This window comes from Peribacillus sp. JNUCC 23 (genome assembly GCF_053653995.1).
The window spans coordinates 1061246-1077289 of the sequence record NZ_CM132202.1; the positions used below are offsets into that span (position 1 = coordinate 1061246).

Sequence of the window (16044 nt, forward strand, 5' to 3'; positions counted from 1 at the left end):
TAATCGATTACAAATGATGCAATCGATTACATTCCAATAAATTGAAAAGGGGAATTTTTATGACAGCTATTCCAGTTGCACTTCAAATGTTTACATTAAGAGAGGAAAGCAGCAAAGATTTTACTGGCACATTGAAAAAAGTAGCAGAGCTCGGCTACGAAGGGATTGAATTTGCCGGGTATGGCGATTTAACAACGACAGAATTAAAAGTCGTTATGGATGATTTAGGTCTTCGTGCAGCAGCCAGCCATATACCTCTTATAGAGATGGAGGCAGATTTAACAAAAATAATTGATGATCAGCATAGAATTGGGAGCAATAAGCTTGTTTGTCCCTATCTTCCTCCGGAAAGAAGAACAGAAGAAGATTACCGTGAACTCATTACGCTATTAAATCGTTTTGGAGACACATGCAGCAAAGAAGGCATTACACTATGCTATCACAACCATGATTTTGAATTAGAAAAACTTTCGGACGGGCGTACAGCGCTTGAAACGATTTTTGAGGAAACGAATCCAGAATGGGTAAAAGCGGAATTTGATATCTATTGGCTGACTAGAGCCGGTCAAAATCCGTTAGCTTGGATCAAGCAATATCCTAACAGAACTCCACTTATTCACTTGAAAGATATGACGACTGACGAAGAACGTTTTTTTGCAGAACTAGGTACTGGAGGCGTTGACATTGAATCAGTACTTGAAAAAGGTGAAGAAGCTAATGTGGAATGGTGGGTTGTGGAACAAGACAGAAGCAGGCGTTCACCACTTGAAAGCATTGAAATTAGTATGAAGTATTTGAAGAAGCGATTGCCTCATTTAGCGAACGTGTAAACCACTATTTTCATAAAAAACAGGAGGGAAGACTATGAGAAAATTTCTAGCAACGTTAACGGCTGCTTCAATGATCATGCTTGCAGCTTGTGGAGGAGAGGGAACCGGCTCAAAAGCGACAGGGAAAAGTGGATCGGGTGAAAAAGTGATTGAAGTGTGGCACATCGAACCGGGAGAGCGGGAAAAATATTTTGAAAATGTAATAGCTCAGTTTGAGCAAGATCACCCAGGTACAAAAGTAAAACTCAATCGTATTCCGAATGATGCTTACAAGCAAAAACTTTCCGTCGCTATGTCGGGCGGTAATCCCCCAGATATTTTTCAAAGCTGGGGCGGTGGCTGGCTGAAAAACTTTGTTGATCAAGGTAAAGTGCTTGATATTACAGACCAGGTCGACCAGGATTTATACCTTGAAAATGCCATTGCTAACACGAAATTTGATGAAAAAGTATACGGCGTCCCTCTGGGTATTTCAACAGATGTTATGTTCTATAATAAAGAAATCTTTGCTAAGTACAATTTGAAAGAACCGAAAACATATGAAGAATTTGTTCAAGTGATTGAGACACTAAAAGAAAATAAAATCATTCCAATAGCATTAACAAATAAAACCAAATGGCCAGGCGCTTACTTCTTCATGAACTTTGTAAGTCGCATTGCAGGCCCTGAATTATTTGAGAGTGCGTTTAAACGAACAGGAAGCGGTTTTGATGACCCAGCGTTTATTAAGGCTGGTGAGTATATTCAAGATTTAGTGAAAATGGATGCATTTAATCCAGGAGCCAATGGCATCCCTGTTGATGAAGGGCGCGGTCGTCAACTTCTATACACGGGAGAAGCAGCCATGATGGATATGACTACTTCTTTCATTAATAACATACGGGCAGAAAATCCGGAATTTGAAAAGAAACTAGGTTTCTTCCCATTCCCGACAGTACCGGATGGTAAAGGGATTCAAACGGAAATCGGCGCAGCAACAGGTCCTGTTTTTTCTGTATCGAAAAGCGCAAAAGAGCCCGATCTTGCTGCACAGCTTATTAATGAATTGACAACAAAGGAAAATGCGCAAATCTATACAGATAAGACGGGCTCTTTAACAGCGATAAAAGGGGCTATTCCAACTGATGAAACGATGAAGCCACTTTATGAGTTGATTCAAAATGCAACGTTCATGCAAATGCCGTACGATCAAACATTGCCGCCGGAACTCGCTGAACTTCATAAAGACACAACTCAGGCACTTTTCGGGCTAACAATGACACCGAAAGAAGCAGGAAAGAAGATGGAAGCGAAAGCGAAAGAAATGCTTGATAAGTAAAAAAGTAGAGGCCGTCCTATGAAGAAAGGGTCAGATCCCACATGCTCTATAAATCGTTTATAGCGTAAAAGACACAATAAACGGGTGTATAGAGTGTGAGGTCAGACCCTTTTGGGACAAACAAAGGAGGGATCTTTGTGAATGCACAGACAGAAAAAATAGATATAATACAGAAGATTGGAAGGACAAAGTCGAAGAAAATTTCACGTAACAAAAATGTAATGACAATCTGCTTATTCGTTGCCCCAGCATTGCTCGTATACCTCCTATACGTTGTATATCCAATTTTTGCAACGTTAAATTACAGCTTTTACAATTGGGACGGGACAACTGAAAAAACATTTGTAGGTCTTGGAAACTATGTAGAGCTTTTCAAAGATGCAATATTCTGGACGGCTTTGAAAAATAATACCTGGGTTGTTCTTGCATCTGTTTTTGTCCAGATTCCGCTAGGTTTGATTATGGCGCTTATGCTATTTGCTCCTATCAAAGGGCTTCGTTTATTTAACAGTATTTATTTTCTCCCATTTTTAATGTCTACGGTTGCAATTGGTATGCTCTGGGTACTCATGTTTGACCCGATCAATGGTGTCATTAATTTGTTTGTTAATTTCCTTGGATTTGAAAACATTGCCTGGCTTAGCAATGAAAGTACAGCGATGATAGCGGTTTTATTAGTCGTCGTCTGGCAGTTCTCTCCGTTTTATATGATTTTGTTTAAAGCAGCACTTGTTGGGATTTCAGAAGAATTATATGAAGCTGCCCAGATTGATGGGGCAAATACATGGCAAAAATTTAAAAATATTACGATCCCCCTTTTATTGCCGACGATTGTCAGTTCATCAATCTTAGCAATTGTTGGATCACTTAAAGCATTTGATATTTTCTATATTATGACTGGTGGCGGTCCGAACGGCGCAACTGAATTAATGGGTACTTACATGTTTAAACAAGCATTTAATAACTTCAACATGGGTTATGCCAGTGCTATCGCCTTCTTGATGTTTTTTATTGCGCTAATCGTCACGATTATCATTCAAGTCCTAGAATCCGTACGTAAGCGAAAAGGAGGATACGAGTAATGGCAGTTATGAAAAAATTCCCACTTTATATCATAGCTTTATTATTGCTTGTTTTTACCGGTTATCCATTTCTCTATATGATTTCCACGTCGTTAAAAACACAGGGAGATTTCTTTGAAAAACCTTTCTCCCTTTTTAGTTCTTTTAATTTCAGTAACTATACTTCTGTTTTTGAGATGGGGATTAGCCACTACTTTTTAAATAGTCTAATCGTATCAGTGGCTGCTGTCGTGATTGTTATGTTTATTGCGGCATTGGCAAGTTATCCATTAAGTAGGATGAAATTCAAGTTTAATCGTCCACTCTTCCTGTTGTTTATTTCTGGAATGATGCTTCCCATTCATGCGACACTGATCCCTATTTTTAAACTGACTCAAAGTATGGGGATCTACGATACATTATGGGCACTATTAGGACCATATATTGCTTTTAGTTTACCGATTTCCATTTTTATTTTGACACAGTTTATGCAGGAAATTCCAAAGTCTCTTGAGGAAGCAGCGGAGATGGATGGCTGTACGCCTTTCGGTATTTTCTGGCGGGTCATTTTGCCGATGTTGACACCTGCGTTGATGACCGTATTTATCTATAATTTTATTCATTTATGGAATGAGTTTATCTTCGCTTTAGTCTTACTTTCAAGTCCTGAAAATCGGACGATTCCCCTTGGTCTTCAGGATTTTTATGGCGAATTTTCAGTAAATATTCCGGGATTAATGTCTGCATTAACATTATTCAGTCTGCCAATTCTCGTTGTGTACTTCTTCTCTCAGGAAAAAGTAGTCAAAGGTCTGGCGGGTGGGTCTGTAAAAGGGTAAAAGGTTTCATGCTAAGCAAATTGATAAACTAAGTTCGATTAGTTGAATATCTGAGGAGGGAATAGTATGAAAAAAATAAAAGTAGGTGTGATTGGCTGTGGCAGTATTGCGAGACGCCGGCATTTAATTGAATATGAAGCAAATGCACAAGTGGAAATTATTGCTGTTTGTGATATTAAAGCAGAGCGGGCCACAGAAAGTGCCAAAAAGTATGCTGCAAAGGCATTTACAGACTATAAGGATCTGTTACGTTTAGCAGAAATTGATGCGGTCAGTATCTGTCTGCCAAACTATTTGCACGCACCGGTTTCCATTGATGCGTTTACGGCTGGAAAACATGTTCTATGTGAAAAGCCAATGGCTACATCAGAGGAAGAAGCGAAAGCCATGATAGAAGCGGCAGAAATGAGTGGCAAAAAGCTGATGATTGCTCATAATCAACGCTTTGTTTCTTCTCACCAAAAAGCGAAGGAACTCATTGACAGTGGGAAGCTCGGGAAAATTTACAGTTTTAAAACAACATTTGGTCATCCGGGTCCGGAAGCATGGAGTATCGACGGTGCAGGAAGCTGGTTTTTTAATAAAGAACAGGCATTTATCGGTGCCATGGGGGATCTCGGCGTACACAAAGCAGATTTAATGCGCTATTTACTTGGTGAATTTACCGAAGTAGGAGCATTTATTGAGACAAATGCAAAAGAAAATACTGAAGTGGATGACAATGCGGTTTATATTTTACGGACATCATCAGGTATTATCGGTACGCTAGCAGCAAGCTGGTCATATGTAACAGGTGGTGATAACTCTACTGTTATTTATGGAGAAAAAGGTGCACTTCGTCTCGAAGCCGATCCTGTATATTCATTGATTGAGGAATATCGGACTGGCGAAACGGTCCATCATAAACTAGATAAAATTCAAACGAATGAAGAAGGGGGGAACACGACGACGCATGTAATTGATCACTTTATTGAATGCATCATAAACGATAAAGAACCGCTTATTACTGGAGAAGAAGGAATGAAATCGCTGCAAATTGTTTTGGCTGCGCTCAAATCCAATGAAACGAAACAAATTATCTCATTAAAGCAAGGAGCGGAAGTCATTTAAAACCTTGTGTCCGGACAAGGGTGTGAAGGAAAAGATTATTACGCTCTGTTAGAGACTTGCAAGCTTGCAGAAATTTATTATGTGAACCTTGGGCTGGAACTGCATGTTGGACTTTTTAGAGAAAGCATTTAAAGGGATTAGGATACATACTTTTTTGCAGAAAGTGATTGTCACTTTCTGTTTTTATTTTTTTTCGGTGCATATGTCCTTGTTTGATTTGTCACCCATGAACCGACAAAAATTTGGTGCATAAATGAATCCTTAAGCTAATTTTTTTTGAAAGTAAAATTAACTCGACTTTTTATGAAAAAAGATACGCCACTCGTAACGGATGTGTTGGGCAAATACTCGATACCGATTTCAGACGTTCTTACAGGTGTTTTCTGTCCTACATGCTTGCATTCAATGATGGAACGGAAAAAGGGCAGTTGGTATTGTTCATTATGCTTAACTAAAGAGAAAGACGCACATTTGCAGGCACTCCAAGATTACTATCTCCTCATCGAATCCTCAATCACGAACCGTGAATGTCGTGATTTTCTGCATGTATCTTTTGATTCAATTGCACGCAAACTACTGATTTCTATGAATGTACCTTTTTCAGGATCAAATAAAGGAAGGGTTTATCATTTTTTTGAGGGGAAGAATGATAATGGCTGATATAATAGTGAAAACCGCTGATATTTGTGTAATACGACTGATAAAATGAAAAATGGGCTGATATATGCAAAAAAAGCTCCTTTGATTAGGTGGAAATTTCCTCTGAAATGAATCTAGCAACCTTGAAGGTGAGAGACTGATGAGAATTAATAAATATATAAGCGAAACGGGTTTCTGTTCAAGACGGGAAACGGATCGATTGATTGAAGCAAAGAGAATGACCATTAACGGCGTAGTTTGTGAACCGGGAGATACGGTAGCACCAGGGGATGTGGTGCTGATCGATGGCAAGATGATACCGAAAAAAGCAGAATCTGTCTATCTCCTGCTGAATAAACCAGTCGGAATTACTTGTACAGCTGCTCCTCATGTTGCAGGTAATATTATTGAATACGTCAACTATCCGATAAGGATTTTTGCAGTGGGAAGACTGGATAAGGCGTCGGAAGGATTGATTCTCTTAACGAATGATGGCGATATCGTGAATAAGATGATGCGCTCGGAGAATGCTCATGAGAAGGAATACTTAGTCAAGGTCGATCAACCGATTACAAATGATTTTATCGCAAAAATGGCCAGTGGTGTCGAAATTTTGGGCGTCATGACAAGGCCATGTGAAGTAATACGAATGAATGATTATGAGTTTAAAATCATTTTGACACAAGGACTCAACCGACAAATACGGAGAATGTCAAAGGCGCTTGGATATAAAGTGACAAAGCTTGAACGGATCCGAATTATGAATCTTACATTATCTGGCCTAGAGCGAGGGACCTTTCGGGAGCTTACAAATGAAGAGCTGAAACGGTTGCTGTCTAGCTTACATGAAGGGGAGAAGCATTCGTAATGAAGAAAAAATAAAACAGAGGTGAGCGCCAATGCTTATGTTGAAAAAGAATATTGAATATATCAACGATTATCTACTTCAGGGTCATAAGAATGAAGATACTCCCCCATGGTTGAACTATTTAATCGATGCTGAAGAAATACATCAAAACTATGAGAATATTACTTCTATTAAAGAGTTGTCTACACATAGTGTTATCAAATATGTTCAAAGAACCTTACAAATTCTAGAGGAACTAAAAAGTCCTTTTTTGAGTGAGGAAATGTATTGGCAGCTAGCCACTGTCTTGTCCTATTGTGAAGTTGCTAAAGGCGGAACAGCGGAACAAAGAAATAAATGGGTAGAAAAAGGCTATAACATCTTTGTTCATAATGAAGGTTCTGCCGATATTTTCTTACATGACTATACGGGCTACGACAAGCCGTTGTTATATGAATTGATTAAAACACATGGATTGTTGGGACAATGTCTTCGCGGTGAATCTAGGCTGATTACCCATCGGGGATTAGTGAAGGTTTTTAAAAACTATTACTCTACTATGGAAGCAAAAAAAATGCTTCTGCATCTTAACCATTGCGTGATTGGGGGAGTTTCTAATGAACTTTGGCTAAAGCTCCAAGGAGACATAGAAGCTTCAATTGATAGAATGTTTCATAAGCAAGATAATCAAGACGAATTCGAGTCGAGAGTAGACAAATTAACGTCAAGTTTTCAAGAGACCTATCAAGAAAAGATGGAACTGATTGATGGGCAGGGCTCGGACAAAGTGAAAATGTTCTTAGCGGATAAAGATTTATGGTATGTAGAGCCTTCCATGCATGATTTCTCATTTGTAGATTTCTGGACGATTCTGGTGATGGCTTCAGAAGATCTTAAGAAGTTTTCTGTTAGACATATTAATTTTGAAAAACTTATGCAACAGCTCCATTATGATTATCAAGGAGCAAAACATAATAATATATATCGCAAGCGGATCATTGAGAAGTACTTAAACGAATTCAGGATAAATCGTAGACCAGACACGACCCACGTGAATTTCAACATAGAAATAAACGAGAGCCTTCAAATCGCTTTTGTCTCGTTTGAATTTTCAGCTGTGGGCGAGTCGCTTATTCAATTCTGTGTGGAAGCTGAAAAGGTAGATATGATGCATAGTCGAGCAACCGTGCTTCTATTTGATTTCTTCGGTTTAAGAAGAGATGCGTATGATCGATTTCACAACGAATCTACCTATCTAGCACATATGAACAGCGCAGCAGATGACAAACGAATCATTCTTGATTACATAAAGGGAGACACGATTTTAGATGTGGGACCTGGCGGCGGTGTCCTGTTAGATATGCTAGAAAAAGAAACGGTTAATAAAGAAATCATTGGGATTGATCTATCTGAAAATGTCATCGAATCTCTTAAGAAAAAGAAAAAAGAAAAAGCTCATTCATGGGACGTCATAAAGGGGGATGCCTTAAAACTAATCGATATCTTTAAGCCAAATACGCTTGATACGATTATTTATTCGTCGATTCTTCATGAACTTTTCTCCTATGTTGAATATGAAGGAAAGAAGTTTAATCATGATGTTATAAAACAAGCGTTAAATAGTGCTTTCACTGTTTTAAAGCCTGGTGGCAGGATCATAATTCGAGATGGAATTATGACAGAAAGTAAAAATCTAAGCCGCATTATTCGATTTAAGGATGGTAACGGAATGAAGTTTTTGCAGCAGTATGCAAAAGATTTTCAAGGCAGGGAAATGAACTATCAAGTGCTAGCTAAAGACACCGTTAAAATGAAGATCAACGATAGTATGGAGTTCTTGTACACGTATACATGGGGTGAAGATTCATACGCCCACGAAGTACAAGAACAGTTCGGTTATTTCACACCCGAGGAATATAAAAATTTTGTACACGGGCTTTTCGGTAATAAAGTAAAGATCATTCAATTTAAGCATTATTTACAAGGAGGATACCCTAGCAATTTGCATTCGAAAATTGACTATGAAGATGAGGATGGCAATAGTGTCACTCTTCCAGATAGCACCTGTTTGATGGTTATTGAAAAGGTGTGATGATAGCGATTTATCTGCTAAAAGCATGTAAAGGTATAGGTATATATTTATAAATATAACAGACGTGCTCATAATGTGATTTAATGGCCCCATTTACGATCCGGAACCTGATAATTACATAATTTCCTAAGTGTTTGTTGATCCGAAATGAGAATAAAAACGGGGATTTTTCATTATACATCCTCGTATTTTTCTTTCATTTACCGTGAACCAAACCAACTTTCTTCGGTAAGTCTATTACCCACGCTTTTTCCTATGTTTAAAAAAAGCAATAATAAGTAGCAAAACAGGAATAATCACTTGAAAAGGGAGATGTATGGGAAGCATGATCAGCCGTGTCCCTTCATTAATATGTTCCGCGTAATTACTGGAAATGGTCATCGACACAAGTAAAATGGCAATCCCAATCGGATAAGCGAGCTTTGACGGTTCTTTGAAGTTAAACAAGTTTGCGGTACCTGCTACAGCCCCATAGAAAAACAAACTTATTTTAAAGAAACCTCCAAGAATCAAAAAAAGCATAAAATAGACATCAAGACGTTCCAAGAATCCACCTATCTGAATGGTCTGTATGGTTGAAAGAAGGGGAAACTGCGAGCGTGTAGTGAGGTTTATACCAAGAACGCTGATGTTAAGAACCGCTATTAGTGCTAATGTGAGGCCGCTTAACCCTATGGCGTATACACCAGTGAGTTTTGCCTTTTTTGATTGATTCAAATACGGTAAAATCATTGTGAAAATGATTACTTCCCCAAATGGAAAATACAAAGTTCGAGTTAATACTGTTTTAACAGCCGGCAACATGCCTTCTTCAAGGACGGGTTGTAAGTTATGGAGATCGATTAAACCAGAGATGACTATAAGCATAAAACCACTAATGGCAAGCAAAAACAATATCACAAAAAACAATTCACCTGTTCTTACTACTACCTCGATTCCTTTTCGGATTGTATAGATGATAACAACGAGGAATAAGGCATTTAAAATAAACAAAGGTGTTCGTGGATAGGCAAATGTTATCAATATCTCACCAAAAACTCGCAGTATCCTTGCCGCTAAATACATAAAGTAGAGGGTGTAAAGAAAGGCAAGTAGTTTTCCGAAAGGTTTCCCCACTATTTTTTGCATATATTCCGTTGGGAGGATATCGGGATAATAGTGAAAAAGCCCATAATAGACTAAATATAAAAAAAAGCCGCCTGCCGTCCCAAGCAGAATAGCAAGCCAAGCGTCTTGTTTCGCTTCTATAGCAATAGGAACTAGCAAAGCACTGCCTAATTCGAATAGAACAATGAGCCCGAATAGCTGGTATACGCTGATTTTCGCCTTTTCCATAGATATCTTACCTCCTTTTCGAACACGCACTATAAGAATTATTCTTTATAACCCTTAGGATCATCTATTTCCCGCGCTTTTTCGGATGTTTAAAAAAAGCAATAATAAGAAGCAAAACAGGGATAATCACTTGAAAAGGGAGAAATATGGGAAGCGAGATAAACTTCGTCCCTTCACTAATATGTTCTGCGTAATTGCTGGCAATGGTGATGGACAAAATCAAAATGACAATCCCCATCGGATAGGCAAGCTTTGATGGTTCTTTGAAGTTAAACAAGTTTGCGATTCCTGTTACAGCTACATAGAAATACAAACCTATTTTAAAAAAACCTCCAAGAATCAAAGTAAGCATAAAATAGACATCAAGACGTTCCAAAAAATTAGCTATCTGAATGGACTGTATGGTTGAAAGAAGGGGAAATTGCGAGCGTGTAGTGAGGTTTACACCGAGAACGCTAATGTTAATAGCCACTACTAGTGTTAGCGCGAGGCCGCTAAACCCTAGGGCGTATAGACCAGTGCGTTTTCCCTTTTTTGATTGATTTAAATACGGTAAAATCATTGCAAAAACAACGGCCTCTCCAAATGGAATGTACAAAGTTTGAGTGAATGTTGTTTTCAAAACTGGCATAATCCCTTCTTCTAGAACGGGCTGTAAGTTATTGAGATCAACTATACCAGCAATGACTATAAGGATATTTCCACTAAAGCCAAGAAAAAATAATATCACAAAAAGTAATTCCCCAGTTCTTGCTACTACCTCGATTCCTTTTCGGATTGTATAGATGATAACAAGGAGGAATAAGGCATTTACAATAAACAAAGGTGTTCCCGGATAAGCAGTTGTTACCAACATCTCTCCAAAGTCTCGCACTACCCTTGCTGTCATATACATAAAGTAGAGGATGTAGAGAAACGCAAGTAATTTTCCGAAAGATTTCCCGACTATTTTTTGCATATATTCCGTTGGGAGGATATCGGGATAATAGTGAAAAAGCCGATAATTGACTAAAAATAAGAAAAAGCCGCCTACCATCCCAAGCAGAATGGTAAGCCAGGCATCCTGTTTCGCATCTAACGCAAGAGGGATCAACAAGGCACTGCCCAATTCGAATAAAACAATGAGGACGAATAGCTGGTATGCGCTGATTTTCGCCTTTTCCACAGATATCTCACCTCCTTTTCGTTAACGATTATTTTTAAGTTCAGAAAGGTATGATTTGTTTCTTAAGCCAGAGCGGCGTACAAATGCATCTACCGTCACATCTACTTCTAACTTGGGAAATGTTACATCATTCCAATCGGCCTTCAGCTTATTCCATTCTTTCGGATCAGAACGATGAAACGCTTCGCCAAACCCAAAAATATCCGTTTTATTCTCCTTTGCACGATGAATCGCATCATGTACATCTTTCTTGATTTTTTTGTTTACTTCTATTTCAATTTTTCTCAGCACATGCGGATCATTTAGATTGACTGGCACCCTTACCTCTCCGATATCTCCTTCAGCACGGATATGAATCGATATTTTGGGTTGGCCTTTTTTGGTATGTGTCGTAACTTTTGTTTTTTGACGGACTACGGTGTATTCAATTGCTGCTTTTTCTTGTTCCCAGTTAATATTCACAATCGTTGATTTGATTCGATTTAAAACCCATCCTGTTCCTCTGGCTGTTTTTCCGTGAAGCCAATCGACCAATTTACCATCTTTCATGACGGCAATACCGTCGGCTTCAAGCTTAGCTTTTGGAGTGGAGGATCCTTGAGTATTTGCAACTTTTTTTGCGTCTTGTTTCTCCCCTTTTAGTGAAATACCGCTAATTAAAGGTTCTTTTCCAGGGGATACGAGGTAATGAATGACTTCTTGAAGGTTGACGGTCGGCTCTTCCCCCAATAATCTCTCCGTGTTTTTTAAGGTTTTAATCACATTTACAGCAGAGACTTTATCGAGGGGGGGCAACGTTTTTATAATGTCCTCAGCTTTTGAGCGATGCGCGATCACAACCATCGCCGTTGTCCGGAATTCAAAGTCACGTTCAAAGGCATCAAGAATGTTGGTAATCCCATCTTTCTTTGCCAAGTCTTCACTAATGATCAATAGATTGGTATGGGCATAATATAGTGTTCGTGAGGATTTGGTTGAAAGCCGTCGAGTTACTTCATAAATATTGTCTCCAGTAGAAGAATAGACAGTAATGGGAGGACCTTGCCCACCTCCGCCACCTTGTAATCCACCTGCTAGGTTACCTGGATTGATAATTTGGAAGGTCCCCACATATTTCCCCGCTTCATTTTTATCAATCCCAAAAGCTGAGACGATTGCAAGATCCGGTATCTCTCTTGCATTCCAGCAACCTGAGATCAATGAGGTGCTTATCAAAATCAAGAAAAGTAAAAACCATTTACGTTTCATTTTGGTCCCCTTTTCTAGTATTTTTTTTCTTCATCGCACGATCTTTGGGAGGTGCGGGCTTCTGATGATCCCCTTCACGAACTATATTATCTTTGCTACTAATTAATCTTGGTCTTATTTTCTCTGCCCATAGCGGAGTTCGGATAAGCGTATCCCCGATGTTTTTCGGAATGAATGGTGCGAGCGGTGTCATATATGGAACACCGAATGAGCGCAGACTGACCAGATGAACCACAAGCATAATGAAACCTAAGATAATTCCATAAAATCCAAACACCGCGGCCGCAATCATAAAGAGAAATCGAATTAAACGGGCAGAAATGGCGACCGTATAAGAAGGCGTAGCAAAATTGGCAATCGCCGTGATGGATACGACAATAACCATTGCTGGCGAAACAATGCCAGCTTGTATCGCACCTTGACCGATAACCAATGCTCCAACGATTGATATCGTCGAGCCAATCACCTTTGGCATTCGGATTCCTGCTTCTCGTAAAATTTCAAATGCTATTTCCATGATGATGGCTTCGACAAATGCAGGGAAAGGCACTGAATCTCGCTGTGCCGCAACAATGATTAACAGCTGTGTCGGAATCATTTCTTGGTGAAAGGTTGTGATGGCAATATAAGCAGCTGGTCCTATCAGGGAAATAAAGAAAGCTAAGACTCGTATAAAGCGCGTGGCTGTTGCGATATCGTAGCGGGAATAATAATCTTCAACAGCTTGAAAAAAACCAATAAATAAAGCGGGGGCCAGAAGCGCATCCGGAGAGCCATTTACAAAAATCGCTACTCGGCCTTCAAGGAGATTTCCTGCGGTGATATCTGGCCTTTCTGTCGTGAAAATGGTCGGAAATGGTGTTATGGTCTGATCCTCAATCAATTGTTCAATATAACCCGATTCAAGGATGCTATCGATATTAATCCTTTTTAATCGTTTACGTACTTCATCAACTACTTCAGTTTTGGCAATGCCGTTTATATACATAATAGAAACGTCAGTTCGAGTCACTTTGCCGATTTTCATCGATTCAATCCATAAATCGGGATTACTAATGATTCGACGCACCATCGCTATATTTGTCCCGATTGATTCAGTATAACTTTCCTTTGAACCACGGACAGATACTTGTACACTCGGTTCTTGTATGGAACGTCTTTCTCCGCCTTTTGCGCTCGCGCTCCATGCCTTATTCGATCCGTCGATGAGAATAATCGTATCACCTGACATCAAGGTTAAAAATAGCTCATCCCAGTTCGTAACTGGATGTACACTACCAAGCGAAATGAATTCTTTTGTGAATTTATCCACTTCATCTTGCTGATATAGCATTTCAAGTAGATCATGATTCGTTTGCAATGGTTCAATTAAAGAATCATTGATGGCTTGCGTGTCAACTAAACCATCAACATAAACCACGGACGCTTTATGTAGAGGCGTATTGCCTGTAATGATCGTTCGGACGATAATATCTGAGCTGTGTCCAGTCTTTTGTTTAATGATATCAAGATTAACTGACAGGGAAGGATCAATAAGCTCTGGTACATGATGATTTTCCGAATCTCGGGTATCTTTGCTTTGATCCGTATGTCCTTTTTGCTTTTTATATTTAAAAAATGGAGGCATCGCAGAAGACCCCTTTCTTTTTTGTTTCTTTTATTATTTCTAATAATTTTCTATCTATGCATGATTTACCTGGGGTTTTATAGTCACAATCTTTAAGTTAGACGGTAGTCACTTAAACAGGTTTACTTTTTGCAAACAAGTGAACAATATTAGTGAAAGGTTGTGAATAAAAGGTGAAAATCCTTGGTGTGACTTGTCTAATGATGGCACTTTTACTTAGTTTTACGCTGTACTTGGATATTCTACAAGGCTTTAATTTTAGAACTTCGTTAATGAACGTTTATAATCCCTTCGTTGTGATGGAAACGCCCGAATTAGTTGTTCTATTTCTTCTCATTTTATTATTATTTGTAGATGCGATAATTCCCTTTGTTCAAAAAAAGAATGAAAAAACAAAGAAGACTAAAACATAATGCTAAAAACACAGTAATTCATGGAGAAGTGCATTTTCTATTTAGATAAAGTGGAGTTTCGAAGAAGTAGTTTGAATGAAATGGGAGATCAGTATGTAAATGAACCGGCTGATGATGAAAAAATGTATGGTTGTAGAAAGAAAAGTAGATATTCTTTATTTATTCACCGCTTTCGCAAATTACTTACTAATTTATGACTACCACGGAACTCCAGGATTCACCGCTAGACTCGGGCGTATCTCTTCATTGCTGCCAGAGTCCTATATTATGGACACAGTTAAAGACTCCCAATCAAACAAATCGATTCAAATCTTCCGCTCAACATCCAATAGCTAGAATTAACAATCAAGTTACTTAAAGTGTGTGTTCAAAAAGAGTCGAGAAGTTCGAGAAGCGCATCTCGAAAGACCTGTGCGTATACAGTAATACGTGAGGACCGGACTTGCACAGGGTGTGCTGACTTCTGTGTTGCTCGTCATGACGTGCGCAGTTTTAACAGAAAGTCATTAATGAGCGATGATACAATTCGCAAACTTTTTTACCAGACTTTATGAACAACCTCTTAAAAGTTTTTGTTCAAAATATTTAGTGCTCACCGATTATTTTTAGTATAGTAGTAATAGAGACTTAAAAGAGGTGAAGGCCATGTATTTGACGATTAAAGAGACAGCTGAGTATTTATCGATGCCTGAATCTTATATTGAAAGTTTGATTTTGCAGAATAGAATTCGAACCGTTCATGATGGAGAGCAATATTTAATATACAAGGATCAGTTCAAGACTCATTTTGAGCAAGTTGAGACATACAAAAAACACCTTGAAGATATTTTGAGTGAACCGATCCCTGAGGATTTAGATATTAAGGATGAAGATTAAAGACGAGGGGGATCTAGTTTGAGCATTCAAAAAAAAGTGGGTTTGGTGTTGGATGTAGAAACAACGGGTTTAAGTCCAAATGAAGATGAAATGATTGAGCTTGCTATGAAGCTGTTTTCATATAATGAGGCGACAGGGGAAGTCTTGGAAGTAATTGAGGAAGATTCGTTCCTCAGAGAGCCTATGTCGGTGAGTGCAAGGCGGAGCTACGAACATGCCTATGAAGTACATGGAATTCCGTTTGAGCTAGTCCGTGGGAAAAGTTTTTCCGATGTGTTGATTAAGACGTATTTTAACCGTGCAGATGCTATTTTTGCCCATAACGCATCGTTTGATCGCAGTTTTTTAGTTCGGATGTATCCAGATGTTAATGAACTGAAATGGTATTGCACAATGAGAGGTGTCGCCTGGAAAGACTATGGGATGTATAACAGTAAGTTATTGACATTATTAAAAAATCACGATATATCGGACGTTCAATCTCATAGAGCGATGGATGACATCACATATTTACTTGAACTTATCAAAAAACAAAATCCATATGGTGACTTATATTTGCAGGAGATACTAAAACGTGGGCCGATGAGAAAATACAAGCCTGCTGTTACACAAGTAAAGCGGAAATCAGCTTTTAAATTATAAAC

Annotated in this window: 13 protein-coding genes; 9 read left to right on the forward strand and 4 right to left on the reverse strand. The window is 38.7% G+C overall.

Annotated elements, in window-relative coordinates:
* Positions 1-59: 59 nt before the first annotated feature.
* From JNUCC23_RS05060 to JNUCC23_RS05090, 7 genes are all read left to right on the forward strand, one after another.
* Complete coding sequence (locus tag JNUCC23_RS05060) at positions 60-830, forward strand: sugar phosphate isomerase/epimerase family protein (protein WP_403074139.1); 771 nt, start codon at positions 60-62, stop codon at positions 828-830.
* A 34-nt stretch (positions 831-864) separates the two neighbouring features.
* Positions 865-2148, forward strand: a complete 1284-nt coding sequence (locus tag JNUCC23_RS05065) for an ABC transporter substrate-binding protein (RefSeq protein ID WP_062183569.1) — start codon at positions 865-867, stop codon at positions 2146-2148.
* Between the two features lie 137 nt (positions 2149-2285).
* Positions 2286-3230, forward strand: coding sequence for a carbohydrate ABC transporter permease (locus JNUCC23_RS05070; protein ID WP_454214651.1), 945 nt, complete (start codon positions 2286-2288; stop codon positions 3228-3230).
* The gene (locus JNUCC23_RS05075) at positions 3230-4048 is read left to right on the forward strand and encodes a carbohydrate ABC transporter permease (protein WP_062183563.1); all 819 of its coding nucleotides are present in this window, start codon (positions 3230-3232) and stop codon (positions 4046-4048) included. Before JNUCC23_RS05070 ends, JNUCC23_RS05075 begins: the two co-directional genes overlap by 1 nt.
* A 66-nt stretch (positions 4049-4114) precedes the next feature.
* Complete coding sequence (locus JNUCC23_RS05080) at positions 4115-5158, forward strand: Gfo/Idh/MocA family protein (protein WP_454214653.1); 1044 nt, start codon at positions 4115-4117, stop codon at positions 5156-5158.
* 799 nt (positions 5159-5957) lie between these two features.
* A complete protein-coding gene (locus tag JNUCC23_RS05085; protein WP_454214655.1) occupies positions 5958-6665 on the forward strand; it encodes a pseudouridine synthase in 708 nt (235 codons plus the stop codon).
* 31 nt (positions 6666-6696) lie between these two features.
* Positions 6697-8736 carry a class I SAM-dependent methyltransferase gene (locus JNUCC23_RS05090; protein WP_454214657.1) on the forward strand — a complete coding sequence of 680 codons (2040 nt, stop codon included), beginning with the start codon at positions 6697-6699 and terminating at the stop codon, positions 8734-8736.
* Between the two features lie 237 nt (positions 8737-8973).
* Here JNUCC23_RS05090 and JNUCC23_RS05095 read toward each other — a convergent pair whose 3' ends face one another.
* From JNUCC23_RS05095 to JNUCC23_RS05110, 4 genes are all read right to left on the reverse strand, one after another.
* Positions 8974-10071: a GerAB/ArcD/ProY family transporter gene (locus tag JNUCC23_RS05095; protein WP_454214659.1), complete on the reverse strand. Its 1098-nt coding sequence runs from the start codon at positions 10069-10071 to the stop codon at positions 8974-8976.
* 64 nt (positions 10072-10135) lie between these two features.
* The gene (locus JNUCC23_RS05100) at positions 10136-11236 is read right to left on the reverse strand and encodes a GerAB/ArcD/ProY family transporter (protein WP_403074124.1); all 1101 of its coding nucleotides are present in this window, start codon (positions 11234-11236) and stop codon (positions 10136-10138) included.
* Between the two features lie 21 nt (positions 11237-11257).
* A complete protein-coding gene (locus JNUCC23_RS05105) occupies positions 11258-12484 on the reverse strand; it encodes a Ger(x)C family spore germination protein (RefSeq protein ID WP_454214660.1) in 1227 nt (408 codons plus the stop codon).
* Positions 12474-14111, reverse strand: coding sequence for a spore germination protein (locus JNUCC23_RS05110; protein WP_403074120.1), 1638 nt, complete (start codon positions 14109-14111; stop codon positions 12474-12476). The genes JNUCC23_RS05105 and JNUCC23_RS05110 overlap by 11 nt, the downstream gene beginning before the upstream one ends.
* Before the next feature lie 1058 nt (positions 14112-15169).
* On the opposite strand from JNUCC23_RS05110, the gene JNUCC23_RS05115 reads away from it, so the two are divergent.
* Positions 15170-15400, forward strand: a complete 231-nt coding sequence (locus JNUCC23_RS05115; RefSeq protein ID WP_062183538.1) for an excisionase family DNA-binding protein — start codon at positions 15170-15172, stop codon at positions 15398-15400.
* Between the two features lie 18 nt (positions 15401-15418).
* Positions 15419-16042, forward strand: coding sequence for an exonuclease domain-containing protein (locus JNUCC23_RS05120; RefSeq protein ID WP_062183535.1), 624 nt, complete (start codon positions 15419-15421; stop codon positions 16040-16042).
* The last annotated feature ends 2 nt before the right edge of the window (positions 16043-16044 follow it).

Coding starts and splice junctions, on each gene's coding strand:
- JNUCC23_RS05115 (WP_062183538.1), top strand. CDS start 15,170: ATGTATTTGACGATTAAAGAGACAGCTGAGTATTTATCGATGCCTGAA.
- JNUCC23_RS05095 (WP_454214659.1), bottom strand. CDS start 10,071: ATGGAAAAGGCGAAAATCAGCGTATACCAGCTATTCGGGCTCATTGTT.
- JNUCC23_RS05110 (WP_403074120.1), bottom strand. CDS start 14,111: ATGCCTCCATTTTTTAAATATAAAAAGCAAAAAGGACATACGGATCAA.
- JNUCC23_RS05080 (WP_454214653.1), top strand. CDS start 4,115: ATGAAAAAAATAAAAGTAGGTGTGATTGGCTGTGGCAGTATTGCGAGA.
- JNUCC23_RS05090 (WP_454214657.1), top strand. CDS start 6,697: ATGCTTATGTTGAAAAAGAATATTGAATATATCAACGATTATCTACTT.
- JNUCC23_RS05105 (WP_454214660.1), bottom strand. CDS start 12,484: ATGAAACGTAAATGGTTTTTACTTTTCTTGATTTTGATAAGCACCTCA.
- JNUCC23_RS05065 (WP_062183569.1), top strand. CDS start 865: ATGAGAAAATTTCTAGCAACGTTAACGGCTGCTTCAATGATCATGCTT.
- JNUCC23_RS05060 (WP_403074139.1), top strand. CDS start 60: ATGACAGCTATTCCAGTTGCACTTCAAATGTTTACATTAAGAGAGGAA.
- JNUCC23_RS05085 (WP_454214655.1), top strand. CDS start 5,958: ATGAGAATTAATAAATATATAAGCGAAACGGGTTTCTGTTCAAGACGG.
- JNUCC23_RS05075 (WP_062183563.1), top strand. CDS start 3,230: ATGGCAGTTATGAAAAAATTCCCACTTTATATCATAGCTTTATTATTG.